Below are 13,163 nucleotides of genomic sequence, written 5' to 3' on the forward strand. Positions count from 1 at the left end.
AGCGGAAAAAAACGAGGGGCATTATAAGCATTTTTCCGTCGAGGGCGTCATTGCGCTGCTGTCAAGACGGGTGGATTGAACGCAATGGACATTGCAGAGTCCGTAACTCACGGATAGTCATAGGGAATTGGTAGTGCTAGGACTCTTCAACAAAAAGGCCAATACGCTTTTAGGCATCGACATCAGCTCCACGTCGGTGAAGCTTCTGGAGCTGAGCCGCCAGGGCAACGGTTATCGGGTCGAGGCCTACGCAGTTGAGCCGCTGCCCGCCAACGCTGTAATCGAAAAGAATATCGCCGAGCCCGAAGGTGTGGGCCAGGCTCTTTCGCGTGTGCTGATCAAAGCCAGGACCAGTCTGAAAAACGCGGCCGTTGCGGTGGCCGGTTCAGCGGTCATCACCAAGACCATCGAAATGGATGCCGGTCTTTCCGACGACGAGATGGAAAACCAGCTGAAGATCGAGGCTGATCAGTACATCCCCTATCCATTGGACGAAGTCGCGATCGACTTTGAAGTCCAGGGCGCTTCCACGCGCAACCCTGAGCGAGTCAACGTGCTGCTCGCGGCGTGTCGCAAGGAAAACGTCGAAGTTCGCGAAGCCGCGCTGACTCTGGCGGGCCTCACCGCCCGCGTGGTCGATGTCGAGGCCTACGCGCTGGAGCGATCCTTTGGCTTGCTGACCAATCAGTTGGCGACCTCCAGGAAGCATCTGGTCGCCGTGGTCGATATCGGCGCAACCATGACCACCCTGAGCGTGCTGCACAACGGGCGGATCATCTACACCCGCGAACAATTGTTCGGCGGGCGTCAGCTGACGGAAGAAATCCAGCGTCGATATGGCCTGACAATCGAGCAGGCAGGCTTGGCGAAGAAGCAGGGCGGTTTGCCGGACGATTACGTCAGTGAAGTGTTGCAGCCGTTTCGCGAGGCACTGGTGCAGCAGGTGTCGCGTTCGTTGCAGTTTTTCTTTGCCTCGGGCCAGTACCACTCGGTCGATCACATTTTGCTGGCTGGCGGGACTGCGTCGATCTCCGGGCTGGATCGGTTGATTGAACTGAAGCTCGGCACTCCGACCCAGGTGGCCAACCCGTTTGCCGACATGACCCTCAGTAACAAGGTCAACGCCGCCGTGCTGGCCAGCGATGCGCCGGCGATGATGATCGCCTGCGGGCTGGCCCTCAGGAGTTTCGACTGATGGCGCGGATCAATCTTTTACCCTGGCGCGAAGAACGGCGCGAAGAGCGTCGCAAGCGATTCTTGTTGATTCTGGTCGGCGTGCTGGTGGGTTCGACAGGCGCGGTGCTGATCGCGAATCAGGTCATCAACGCTGCTATCGAGCGGCAGGTTGCGCGCAACGACTACATCGGCAAACAGATCGTGGTCGTCGACGAGCGGATCAAACAGATCAGCGATCTCAAGGCCCGGCGCCAGCAACTGGTGGAGCGCATGCGCATCATCCAGGACCTGCAAGGCAACCGGCCGATCAGCGGGCGAATTTTCGATCAGCTAGCGCGGACGCTGCCTGACGGGGTGTATTTCACCGAGGTCAAAATGGACGGCAAGACCTTGTCCATTTCCGGTGCAGCAGAATCCAACAATCGCGTTTCCGACCTGATGCGCAATCTTGATGCATCAGACTGGTTCGATGCGCCGAGCCTGACAGAAGTCAAAGCCACCACCGCCGGCCAGGTGGACCAGGCGAATATCTTTCAGTTGACCGTTCGTCAGACCCAGCCAGTTGCCGTGGAGGACGGGAAATGACTCCGTCCGAATGGTTTGAAAACCTGCGCAAGATCGACATCAACGATCTGGATACCAACAACATTGGTTCCTGGCCGCCCGCTATCAAGGTTTTGGTGGGTGTGCTGGTCATGATCCTGGTTCTTTCGCTGGGCTACAGCTTTTCCACAAGCGAGCTTGAAAGCCAGCTCGAACTCAAGCGAGAGGAAGAGTCGACCCTCAAGGAGCAATTCGCGACCAAGTCCCACATGGCGGCGAATCTGGAGCTCTACACCCAGCAAATGAAGGAAATGGAGAACTCCTTTGGCGTGCTGTTGCGGCAACTACCGAGTGATACCGAGGTGCCGGGCCTGCTCGAAGACATTACCCGCACAGGATTGGGCAGCGGCCTGGAGTTTGAAGAGATCAAGCTGCTACCCGAAGTCACCCAACCCTTCTACATCGAACTGCCGATCCAGATCACCGTAACCGGTGCTTATCACGACCTCGCCACCTTCGTCAGTGGTGTGGCAGGCCTGCCGCGCATCGTCACCCTGCATGATTTCGACCTGGCGCCCGCCGACCCCGAAGGTGGCGCGAAGCTGCGCATGAGCATCCTCGCCAAGACCTATCGGTACAACGACAAGGGGCTGCATCAATGAGCCCGCTACGTTGTTTTTCGATGGTCGTGATAGTGGCCGCGCTGTCCGGTTGTGGCGCCGATGACTTCAGTGACCTGGACGCCTACATGAACGAAATGCGCCTGCGGGCACCGGGCAAAATTGAACCAACGCCGACATTCCGGTCTTACCCGACATTCACCTACAGCGCCGCCAACCTTCGAAGCCCGTTTTCCCCGCAGGTCAGGATCGACCTGACGGGGCAGAAACACGGCTCACGCAACGTCAAGCCCGACCCCAATCGGGTCAAGCAATACCTCGAGGGTTTCAACATCGAGCAGTTTGAAATGGTTGGCACGATCTCCAATGCAGCGGGCTCCTTTGCGCTGTTGCGGGGAGCTGGCGGGGTGCATCGGCTGAAGGTCGGTGATTACCTGGGGCGTAACGACGGGCGAATCGTCGCCATCAGCGGCTCGCAAGTCGATGTGGTCGAAATCGTCCCCGATGGTCAGGGCGCCTGGCTGGAACGGCCAAGGACCATTCCTTTGAAAGAGCACTCATAGTGGAACTCGAAAAATGAACAGGATTTTCTCCACCCTCGGAGTGTCGCTATGGATAGCGCTGCTGTCGCCGATGGTACAAGCGGCCAACCTCAAGGCGCTGGATGTCGCAGCGTTGCCGGGAGATCGCGTCGAGTTGAAGTTGGCGTTCGATGAACCACCGCCGTCGCCCAACGGTTACACCACGGAATCGCCTGCACGTATCGCGCTGGATTTGCCCGGCGTGGTCAGTCAACTGGCGAGCAAGAGTCGCGATCTCGGGAGCGGTAACGCCCGCAGTGCCACGGTGGTTGAGGCCAAGGACCGTACGCGGCTGATCATCAATCTGACCCAGTTGAGTCCCTATGACACGCGGGTCGAAGGCAACAACCTGTTTGTTGTGGTCGGGCAGGCAGCCGAAAGCCCGGCATCCAGCCCGGCCGCTGTCGCAAAACCAGCCCCGGCGCGTGCGCGTGCAGCATCGACCAAGGCCATTCGCGGCGTGGATTTCCAGCGTGGTACCCAGGGCGAAGGCAATGTGGTGATCGATCTGTCGGATCCGTCCATTGCGCCGGACATTCAGGAGCGCGATGGCAAGATCATTGTCGCTTTTGCCAGGACCCAGCTGCCGGAACCGTTGCGCGTACGCCTGGACGTCAAGGATTTCGCCACGCCAGTGCAGTTCGTCAATGCCAGCGCCACCGGCGATCGAGCCACGATCAGCATCGAGCCTAGCGGCACTTTCGATTATTCGACCTACCAGACCGACAACAAGCTGACCGTCAGCGTGCGCCCGATGACCGTCGACGACTTGCAGAAACGCAATGCGGATCGCTACGCCTACAGTGGTGAAAAGCTGTCGCTGAACTTCCAGGACATCGATGTGCGCTCGGTGCTGCAATTGATCGCCGATTTCACCAATCTCAACCTGGTGGCCAGCGACACGGTGCAGGGCGGAATCACCCTGCGCTTGCAGAATGTTCCGTGGGATCAGGCGTTGGACCTGGTGTTGAAAACCAAAGGGCTGGACAAGCGCAAGATCGGTAACGTCCTGCTGGTGGCGCCGGCCGATGAAATTGCCGCCCGAGAGCGTCAGGAGTTGGAATCGCAGAAGCAGATCGCCGATTTGGCACCGCTGCGGCGCGAACTGTTGCAGGTCAACTACGCCAAAGCTGCCGATATTGCCAAGCTGTTCCAGTCGGTTACCAGTGCCGAGGCAAAAGTCGACGAACGAGGCTCGATCACCGTCGATGAGCGCACCAACAACATCATTGCCTACCAGACTCAGGATCGACTCGACGAGTTGCGGCGAATCGTGGCGCAGCTGGATATACCGGTGCGGCAGGTGATGATCGAGGCACGAATCGTCGAAGCCAATGTGGATTATGACAAGAGTCTCGGGGTGCGCTGGGGCGGCTCGATCCAGAACAAGGGCAACTGGAATACTTCCGGGGTCAGCAATGGCGCCAATGCGTCATCGACCATCGGCACGCCGGGAAGCACCAGTACCAACGCGCCGTTCGTCGACTTAGGGGCTGTCAACAACACCTCCGGAATCGGCATCGCGTTCATCACCGATAACGTTTTGCTCGACCTGGAACTGACTGCCATGGAGAAGACCGGCAACGGCGAAATCGTCTCTCAGCCCAAGGTCGTTACGTCCGACAAGGAGACCGCAAAAATCCTCAAGGGCACCGAGATTCCCTATCAGGAAGCCAGCTCCAGCGGCGCTACGTCGGTGTCTTTCAAGGAGGCCTCGCTTTCGCTGGAAGTGACGCCGCAGATCACCCCTGACAACCGGATCATCATGGAGGTGAAGGTCACCAAGGATGAGCCGGACTACCTGAACAAGGTTCAGGATGTGCCGCCCATCAAGAAAAACGAGGTCAATGCCAAGGTCCTGGTCAACGATGGCGAGACCATCGTCATTGGCGGTGTTTTCTCAAATACTCAAAGCAAGGTTGTAGATAAGGTGCCATTTCTTGGCGATGTGCCGTATCTTGGCCGCCTTTTCCGGCGTGACGTGGTTTCGGAGAAAAAATCCGAGCTGTTGGTGTTTCTCACTCCGCGTATCATGAATAACCAGGCGATTGCTGTGAGTCGTTGATTCTGTGCGAAATTTGATTCTTGTAGGACCGATGGGGGCTGGAAAAAGCACCATCGGCCGGTTGCTGGCCAAAGAGCTGCGCTTGCCATTCAAAGATTCCGATAAGGAAATTGAATTACGCACGGGCGCCAATATCCCATGGATCTTCGATAAAGAAGGCGAACCAGGCTTTCGTGATCGCGAGCAAGCAATTATTGCCGAGCTGTGCGATTACGACGGCGTGGTGCTGGCGACCGGTGGCGGCGCGGTCATGCGCGAAGCCAACCGTCGGGCATTGCATGCCGGCGGGCGCGTGGTTTATCTGCATGCTTCCGTCGAGCAGCAGGTCGGCCGTACGTCCCGCGACCGCAATCGTCCCTTGTTGCGTACCGCCGATCCGGCCAAGACCCTTCGGGATCTGCTGACGATTCGCGATCCGCTTTATCGGGAAATCGCCGATCTGGTGGTCGAAACCGATGAGCGGCCGCCGCGAATGGTCGTGCTCGATATTCTCGAACGCTTGCAGCAACTGCCTCCCCGTTAATGCGCAGCGCGAAATGCGCTATCCTCGGCGTCCTGCCACGACCGCCCAAGGTTGTGGCGAGCGACTACCGAACGGCGTCACACCAGCAAACGCCGTGGACATTCGTTAACTCAAGGCAGGACGCCTGATTCCATCTTCACTGTGGGGACACATGCAGACACTCAAGGTCGATCTAGGCGAGCGCAGCTACTCGATTCATATTGGCGAAGGTTTGTTGGATCAGCCTGAGCTGCTGGCCCCGCATATTCGCGGACGACAAGTGGCGATTATCTCCAACGAGACCGTTGCGCCGCTCTATCTCGAACGTCTGACCCGCAGCCTCGAGCAGTTCTCGGTGATTTCCGTGGTGCTGCCTGACGGCGAAGCCTTCAAGACCTGGGAAACCTTGCAACTGATTTTCGACGGTCTGCTGACTGCGCGGCACGACCGCCGCACGACCGTAATCGCTCTCGGCGGCGGTGTGATTGGTGACATGGCCGGTTTTGCTGCCGCCTGCTACCAGCGCGGCGTGGATTTCATCCAGGTGCCGACCACGCTGCTGTCGCAAGTCGACTCGTCTGTGGGCGGCAAGACCGGGATCAATCACCCGCTGGGCAAGAATATGGTCGGCGCCTTCTATCAGCCGAACGTCGTGCTGATCGACACTGCCTCCCTCAATACCCTGCCGGCCCGCGAGTTGTCCGCCGGACTGGCTGAAGTCATCAAGTACGGGCTGATCTGCGACGAGCCGTTCCTGACCTGGCTCGAAGACAACGTTGATCGCCTGCGCAATCTGGATCAGCAAGCGCTGACCTACGCCATCGAACGCTCCTGCGCGGCCAAGGCTGCGGTGGTCGGTGCCGACGAAAAAGAGACCGGTGTACGTGCCACGCTCAACCTGGGGCATACCTTCGGTCACGCCATCGAAACCCACATGGGGTATGGTGTCTGGCTTCATGGCGAGGCGGTCGCTGCTGGCACCGTAATGGCTCTGGAAATGTCCGCGCGCCTGGGCTGGATCAGCGAACAGGAACGTGATCGCGGCATTCGTCTGTTCCAGCGCGCTGGCCTGCCGGTCATCCCTCCTGAAGAGATGACCGAAGCCGATTTCCTTGAACACATGGCAATAGATAAAAAAGTGATCGACGGTCGTTTGCGCCTGGTGCTGCTGCGCCACATGGGCGAAGCAGTGGTGACCGACGATTATCCGAAAGAGGTTTTACAGGCCACGCTGGGAGCGGATTACCGCGCTCTGGCTCAGCTTAAAGGTTAATAAGATCGCGATGACTAGTTTGCATGCCGACGAGGCTTTCCTCGGCCATTACCAGTTGAGTCATGACCCTTTTGCTCCACGGGTACCTGGCTTCAAGTTTTTCCCGGCCCAGCGCAAACCCGTGCTGGGGCAGCTGCATCACCTGGCGCGCTATAGCCAATTGCTGTTGGTGGTCACAGGCCCCCATGGCAGTGGCAAGACTCTGTTGCGTCAGGCACTTGTGGCCAGCACCAACAAGCAGTCGGTGCAGAGCGTGGTGGTTTCCGCCCGTGGCGCCGGCGATTCGGCTGGCATCTTGCGTCAAGTCGCTCAGGCGCTGGACGTTGCTCAGGCCGAGATCGGTGCAATTCTGGCTCAGGTTGTGCAACTGGCGCTCACCGGTCAGGAAGTCTATTTGCTGGTGGATGACGCCGAGCAACTCGACGAATCCGCGCTTGAAGCCTTGATGGGGCTGGCAGCCGGTGCACCGGAAGGTCGCCCGCATGTATTCCTGTTCGGCGAGTCGTCGCTGATTGCTCAGCTTGAGGCTTTGCACCTCGAGGAAGAGCGCTTCCACGTCATCGAATTGCAGCCTTACACCGAAGAGGAAACCCGCGAATATCTCGAACAGCGCCTCGAAGGGGCCGGCCGGGGTATCGAACTTTTCACCGCGGATCAGATCTCTGATATTCACGAAAGCTCCGACGGCTGGCCTGGCACCATCAACCAGGTCGCCCGCGATGCAATGATCGAAGCCATGATTGCCAGCCGCTCAGCGGTCAAGCGTCCAAGTATGGGGTTCAATATGCCGAAGAAACACGTATTGGCGATTTCCGCCGTCGTTGTGGTCGCGGTAGCCGCCGCCTGGTTGATGCCGGGTCGCAGCAAAGCACCGACTACAGGTGCACCGGCCAACGAGCAGGCGCAACTTCCGCTCGGTCAGGGACAGCCACAATCTGGCGGGGCTCCGTCCGTCGAATTCGCTGGCAATACGCAGCCGATGCCGTTGCCGTTGGTCGGTAATTCTCAGCCGGTCATGCGTGGCCCGCTGGCCGAAGCCGCCGGTGGTATCACCGAGGGCGACGATGGCGTGCCAGTCGAAGGTTCCAGCGCTACGCCACCGACCGTGACCACGATCGCACCACCTACGGGCGTTGAAGCCGGTCCGGCGCCGACTACGGCGGCCAAACCAACTCCAGCGCCAACTCAAGTTGCTACCGCCAAGCCAGCCCCTGCTCCGGCCGCCAAACCGGCGCCAGCACCTGCTTCGGTGGCTAAAGCAGCCCCAGCAGCCAAGCCGGCCGAGAAGCCAGCTACCGTGGCCAAGGCTGCTGGCGGCACCTGGTACGCCGGTCAGGCACCGGGTAACTACGTGGTGCAAATTCTCGGCACCAGCTCCGAAGCGACCGCCCAAAACTTCGTCAAGGAGCAGGGTGGCGAGTACCGTTATTTCAAGAAAGTACTGAACGGCAAGCCGCTTTACGTCATCACCTACGGCAGTTTCAGCAACCGCGATGCAGCCGTTTCCGCCATCAAGGCCTTGCCAGCGAAGGTTCAGGCTGGTAAACCTTGGCCACGCTCTGTCGCCAGCGTCCAACAGGAACTGGCAACAGCTCGCTGAAGATTCGGCGGCCTTACCCAGGCCGCCTCTCCAAGCACCTCAAAATTTCTGCAAGTGCGCGCCGTCTCTACAGACCGCGTGCCTTGTGGTGTCTGCGTCACAGTAGTCTTTGAGTCGTTGCGGTCAGAATTAAAAAAGTTTTGACTAGCACAGCATATCGCTTTAAACCTTTCACAAATGCGACATAGATTTGCGACATCTCGTCGTCAAATTTGTGAGCCTCTGTGTCGGTGTGTACAATGACCTCCCTTTTGCCCCCGCAAAGCTGGCGTACGTTCGGCGCGGTTGGTAAGTGGTTGAATTGAAAAGAAATTTGCCTCGACAAGAGGCAGCCTGGTGAGAAAGTGTCTATGAAAGCAGGTCTGTACCAACCAGATGAATTCAAGGATAACTGCGGTTTCGGCCTGATAGCCCATATGCAGGGCGAGCCCAGTCATACCCTTTTGCAAACGGCCATCGAGGCCCTGACCTGCATGACCCACCGCGGTGGGATTAATGCCGACGGCAAGACCGGTGACGGTTGCGGTCTGCTGATTCAAAAGCCGGACGTGTTCCTGCGAGCCATCGCCCAGGAAACGTTCGGCGTCGAACTGCCCAAGCAATATGCCGTGGGCATGGTCTTCTTCAACCAGGACCCGGTCAAAGCCGAAGCCGCTCGCGAGAACATGAACCGCGAGATCCTGGCCGCCGGCCTGCAGCTCGTCGGCTGGCGCAAAGTGCCGATCGATACCAGCGTCCTCGGCCGTCTGGCCCTTGAGCGCCTGCCACAGATCGAGCAGGTGTTCATCGGCGGTGAAGGCCTGAGCGATCAGGACATGGCCGTCAAGCTGTTCACCTCCCGTCGTCGCTCGTCCGTGGCCAACGCCGCCGACACCGACCACTACGTCTGCAGCTTTTCGCACAAGACCATCATTTATAAAGGCCTGATGATGCCGGCGGATTTGACCGCCTTCTATCCAGACCTGAGCGATGAGCGCCTGCAAACCTCGATTTGCGTGTTCCACCAGCGCTTCTCCACCAACACCCTGCCGAAATGGCCGCTGGCTCAACCGTTCCGCTTCCTGGCGCACAACGGCGAGATCAACACCATCACCGGCAACCGCAACTGGGCTGTGGCCCGTCGCACCAAGTTCACCAACGATCTGATGGACCTGGAAGAGCTCGGCCCGCTGGTCAACCGCGTGGGTTCCGACTCCTCAAGCATGGACAACATGCTGGAGCTGATGGTCACCGGTGGCATCGACCTGTTCCGTGGCGTGCGGATGATCATTCCGCCTGCGTGGCAGAACGTCGAAACCATGGACCCGGACCTGCGTGCGTTCTACGAATACAATTCGATGCACATGGAACCGTGGGACGGCCCGGCCGGCGTGGTAATGACCGACGGTCGCTACGCGGTGTGCCTGCTCGACCGTAACGGTCTGCGTCCGGCGCGTTGGGTCACCACCAAGAACGGCTTCATCACCCTGGCGTCCGAAATCGGTGTCTGGAACTACCAGCCTGAAGACGTGCTCGCCAAGGGTCGCGTTGGCCCGGGCCAGATTTTTGCCGTGGACACCGAAACCGGTCAGATCCTCGACACCGACGCCATCGACAACCGTCTGAAGTCCCGTCATCCGTACAAGCAATGGCTGCGCAAGAATGCCCTGCGCATCCAGGCGACCATGGAAGATAACGACCATGGCTCGGCGTTCTACGACGTCGATCAACTCAAGCAATACATGAAGATGTACCAGGTCACGTTCGAAGAGCGCGACCAGGTGCTGCGTCCGCTCGGCGAACAGGGCTACGAAGCCGTGGGCTCGATGGGCGACGATACGCCGATGGCCGTGCTGTCCCAGCGCGTGCGCACGCCGTACGACTATTTCCGCCAGCAGTTCGCGCAGGTCACCAACCCGCCGATCGACCCGCTGCGTGAAGCCATCGTCATGTCGCTGGAGATCTGCCTCGGTGCCGAGCGCAACATCTTCCAGGAGTCGCCGGAACACGCTTCGCGCGTGATCCTCAGCTCGCCGGTCATTTCCCCGGCCAAGTGGCGCTCGCTGATGAACCTCGATCGTCCGGGCTTCGAGCGCGCGATCATCGACCTGAACTACGACGAAAGCGTCGGCCTCGAAGCGGCGATCCGCAACGTCGCTGATCAGGCTGAAGAAGCCGTGCGCGCCGGTCGTACCCAGGTCGTGCTGAGTGACCGTCATATCGCTCCGGGCAAGCTGCCGATCCACGCTTCCCTGGCTACCGGCGCGGTGCATCACCGCCTGACCGAAAAAGGCCTGCGTTGCGACTCCAACATCCTGGTGGAAACCGCGACCGCTCGCGATCCGCACCACTTCGCCGTGTTGATCGGTTTCGGCGCCTCTGCCGTTTATCCGTTCCTGGCTTACGAAGTGCTGGGCGACCTGATCCGTACCGGTGAAGTGCTGGGCGACCTCTATGAGGTGTTCAAGAACTACCGTAAAGGCATCACCAAAGGCCTGCTGAAGATCCTGTCGAAGATGGGTATCTCGACCATTACTTCGTACCGTGGTGCGCAGTTGTTCGAAGCCATCGGCCTGTCCGAGGAAGTCTGCAACCTGAGCTTCCGTGGCGTTCCAAGCCGTATCAAAGGTGCGCGTTTCGTCGACATCGAAGCCGAACAGAAAGCACTCGCTACCGAAGCCTGGAGCCCGCGCAAGCCGATCCAGCAAGGCGGCCTGTTGAAGTTTGTCCACGGTGGCGAATATCACGCGTACAACCCGGACGTGGTCAACACCCTGCAAGCCGCCGTGCAGCAGGGCGACTACAGCAAGTTCAAGGAATACACGTCGCTGGTGGACAACCGCCCGGTGTCGATGATCCGCGACCTGCTGAAAGTCAAAACCCTCGACACGCCGCTGGACATCAGCGAGATCGAACCACTGGAATCGGTGCTCAAGCGCTTCGACTCCGCCGGCATCTCCCTGGGCGCCTTGTCGCCGGAAGCTCACGAAGCCCTGGCCGAAGCCATGAACCGCCTCGGTGCGCGTTCCAACTCCGGTGAAGGCGGCGAAGACCCGGCACGTTACGGCACGATCAAGAGCTCGAAAATCAAGCAAGTGGCGACTGGCCGTTTCGGTGTGACCCCGGAATACCTGGTCAACGCCGAAGTGCTGCAGATCAAGGTCGCCCAGGGCGCCAAGCCGGGCGAAGGCGGTCAGCTGCCAGGGGGCAAGGTCAACGGTCTGATCGCCAAGCTGCGTTACGCGGTGCCGGGTGTGACCCTGATTTCGCCACCGCCGCACCACGACATCTACTCGATCGAAGACTTGTCGCAGCTGATTTTCGACCTGAAACAAGTCAACCCGAAAGCGCTGGTCTCGGTGAAGCTGGTAGCAGAAGCAGGCGTCGGCACCATCGCCGCCGGTGTGGCCAAGGCCTATGCGGACTTGATCACCATCTCCGGCTACGACGGCGGTACCGGCGCATCGCCGCTGACCTCGATCAAATACGCGGGCGCTCCGTGGGAACTCGGCCTGGCCGAAACCCACCAGACCCTGCGCGGCAACGACCTGCGCGGCAAAGTCCGGGTACAGACCGACGGCGGTCTGAAAACCGGCCTCGACGTGATCAAGGCGGCCATACTCGGCGCTGAAAGCTTCGGCTTCGGCACCGCGCCAATGATCGCCCTGGGTTGCAAATACCTGCGTATCTGCCACCTGAACAACTGCGCCACCGGCGTGGCGACTCAGAACGAGAAGCTGCGCAAGGATCACTACATCGGTACCGTCGACATGGTGGTGAATTTCTTCACCTACGTCGCCGAAGAAACCCGTGAGTGGCTGGCCAAGCTGGGCGTACGCTCCCTCGAAGAGCTGATCGGCCGTACCGATCTGCTGGAAGTTCTCGAAGGCCAGACCGCCAAGCAGCATCACCTGGACCTGACCCCGCTGCTGGGCAGCGACCACGTGCCGGCGGACAAGCCACAGTTCTGCGGTGTGGAACGCAACCCGCCGTTCGACAAGGGCCTGCTGGCCGAGAAAATGGTCGACATGGCCACCTCGGCGATCAACGACAAGAGCGGGGCCGATTTCGCCCTGGATATCTGCAACTGCGACCGTTCGATCGGCGCGCGGATCTCCGGTGAAATCGCCCGTAAGCATGGCAACCAGGGCATGGCCAACGCGCCAATCACCTTCCGCTTCAAGGGCACGGCTGGTCAGAGCTTCGGCGTGTGGAACGCCGGCGGCCTGAACATGTACCTGGAAGGCGACGCCAACGACTACGTCGGCAAAGGCATGACTGGCGGCAAACTGGTCATCGTTCCGCCGAAGGGCAGCGTCTACAAGACTCGGGACAGTGCCATCATCGGCAACACCTGCCTGTACGGCGCCACTGGCGGCAAGTTGTTCGCCGCCGGCACTGCAGGCGAGCGTTTCGCCGTGCGTAACTCCGGTGCCCACACCGTCGTGGAAGGCACTGGCGATCACTGCTGCGAGTACATGACCGGTGGTTTCGTCTGCGTACTGGGCAAGACCGGTTACAACTTCGGCTCTGGCATGACCGGCGGTTTCGCCTACGTGCTCGACCAGGACAACACCTTCGTTGACCGGGTCAATCACGAACTGGTGGAAATCCAGCGGATCAGCGGCGAGGCGATGGAAGCCTACCGTAGCCATTTGCAACGCGTGCTGAATGAGTACGTCGAGGAAACCGACAGCGAGTGGGGTCGTGAACTCGCCGAAAACCTCGATGATTACGTGCGTCGTTTCTGGCTGGTCAAGCCCAAGGCTGCCAACCTGAAGTCGTTGCTTTCCAGCACCCGTGCCAACCCGCAGTGATATGCGC

Annotated in this window: 9 protein-coding genes; all 9 read left to right on the forward strand. The window is 59.6% G+C overall.

Annotated features, from left to right (window positions below; genetic code table 11):
- Positions 1 to 133 precede the first annotated feature (133 nt).
- The 9 genes from NL64_RS13765 (at position 134) to gltB (ending at position 13,156) form a co-directional block, all read left to right on the forward strand.
- Positions 134 to 1,195, forward strand: coding sequence for a pilus assembly protein PilM (locus NL64_RS13765; protein WP_034148611.1), 1,062 nt, complete (start codon positions 134 to 136; stop codon positions 1,193 to 1,195).
- Positions 1,195 to 1,761, forward strand: a complete 567-nt coding sequence (locus NL64_RS13770; protein WP_034148612.1) for a PilN domain-containing protein — start codon at positions 1,195 to 1,197, stop codon at positions 1,759 to 1,761. The genes NL64_RS13765 and NL64_RS13770 overlap by 1 nt, the downstream gene beginning before the upstream one ends.
- Complete coding sequence (gene pilO / locus NL64_RS13775; protein WP_034148613.1) at positions 1,758 to 2,381, forward strand: type 4a pilus biogenesis protein PilO; 624 nt, start codon at positions 1,758 to 1,760, stop codon at positions 2,379 to 2,381. The genes NL64_RS13770 and pilO overlap by 4 nt, the downstream gene beginning before the upstream one ends.
- Positions 2,378 to 2,902 carry a pilus assembly protein PilP gene (locus NL64_RS13780; RefSeq protein WP_034148614.1) on the forward strand — a complete coding sequence of 175 codons (525 nt, stop codon included), beginning with the start codon at positions 2,378 to 2,380 and terminating at the stop codon, positions 2,900 to 2,902. Before pilO ends, NL64_RS13780 begins: the two co-directional genes overlap by 4 nt.
- Before the next feature lie 13 nt (positions 2,903 to 2,915).
- Positions 2,916 to 4,985 (forward strand): type IV pilus secretin PilQ, encoded by a 2,070-nt coding sequence (gene pilQ / locus NL64_RS13785; protein ID WP_034148615.1) that lies wholly within the window; start codon positions 2,916 to 2,918, stop codon positions 4,983 to 4,985.
- Positions 4,986 to 4,989: 4 nt separating this feature from the next.
- The gene (gene aroK, locus NL64_RS13790) at positions 4,990 to 5,508 is read left to right on the forward strand and encodes a shikimate kinase AroK (protein WP_034148616.1); all 519 of its coding nucleotides are present in this window, start codon (positions 4,990 to 4,992) and stop codon (positions 5,506 to 5,508) included.
- A 151-nt stretch (positions 5,509 to 5,659) separates the two neighbouring features.
- The gene (gene aroB / locus NL64_RS13795) at positions 5,660 to 6,760 is read left to right on the forward strand and encodes a 3-dehydroquinate synthase (protein WP_034148617.1); all 1,101 of its coding nucleotides are present in this window, start codon (positions 5,660 to 5,662) and stop codon (positions 6,758 to 6,760) included.
- A gap of 10 nt (positions 6,761 to 6,770) precedes the next feature.
- Positions 6,771 to 8,360 carry an AAA family ATPase gene (locus NL64_RS13800; RefSeq protein WP_034148618.1) on the forward strand — a complete coding sequence of 530 codons (1,590 nt, stop codon included), beginning with the start codon at positions 6,771 to 6,773 and terminating at the stop codon, positions 8,358 to 8,360.
- A gap of 350 nt (positions 8,361 to 8,710) precedes the next feature.
- A complete protein-coding gene (gene gltB / locus NL64_RS13805; protein WP_034148619.1) occupies positions 8,711 to 13,156 on the forward strand; it encodes a glutamate synthase large subunit in 4,446 nt (1,481 codons plus the stop codon).
- The last annotated feature ends 7 nt before the right edge of the window (positions 13,157 to 13,163 follow it).

The sequence above is a fragment of the Pseudomonas fluorescens genome (genome assembly GCF_000802965.1).
Classification (GTDB): domain Bacteria; phylum Pseudomonadota; class Gammaproteobacteria; order Pseudomonadales; family Pseudomonadaceae; genus Aquipseudomonas; species Aquipseudomonas fluorescens_A.

Bases quoted from the DNA above. Each gene is read 5' to 3' on its own strand.
- pilQ (WP_034148615.1), top strand. From the start codon at position 2,916: ATGAACAGGATTTTCTCCACCCTCGGAGTGTCGCTATGGATAGCGCTG.
- pilO (WP_034148613.1), top strand. From the start codon at position 1,758: ATGACTCCGTCCGAATGGTTTGAAAACCTGCGCAAGATCGACATCAAC.
- NL64_RS13770 (WP_034148612.1), top strand. From the start codon at position 1,195: ATGGCGCGGATCAATCTTTTACCCTGGCGCGAAGAACGGCGCGAAGAG.
- NL64_RS13780 (WP_034148614.1), top strand. From the start codon at position 2,378: ATGAGCCCGCTACGTTGTTTTTCGATGGTCGTGATAGTGGCCGCGCTG.
- gltB (WP_034148619.1), top strand. From the start codon at position 8,711: ATGAAAGCAGGTCTGTACCAACCAGATGAATTCAAGGATAACTGCGGT.
- NL64_RS13800 (WP_034148618.1), top strand. From the start codon at position 6,771: ATGACTAGTTTGCATGCCGACGAGGCTTTCCTCGGCCATTACCAGTTG.
- aroB (WP_034148617.1), top strand. From the start codon at position 5,660: ATGCAGACACTCAAGGTCGATCTAGGCGAGCGCAGCTACTCGATTCAT.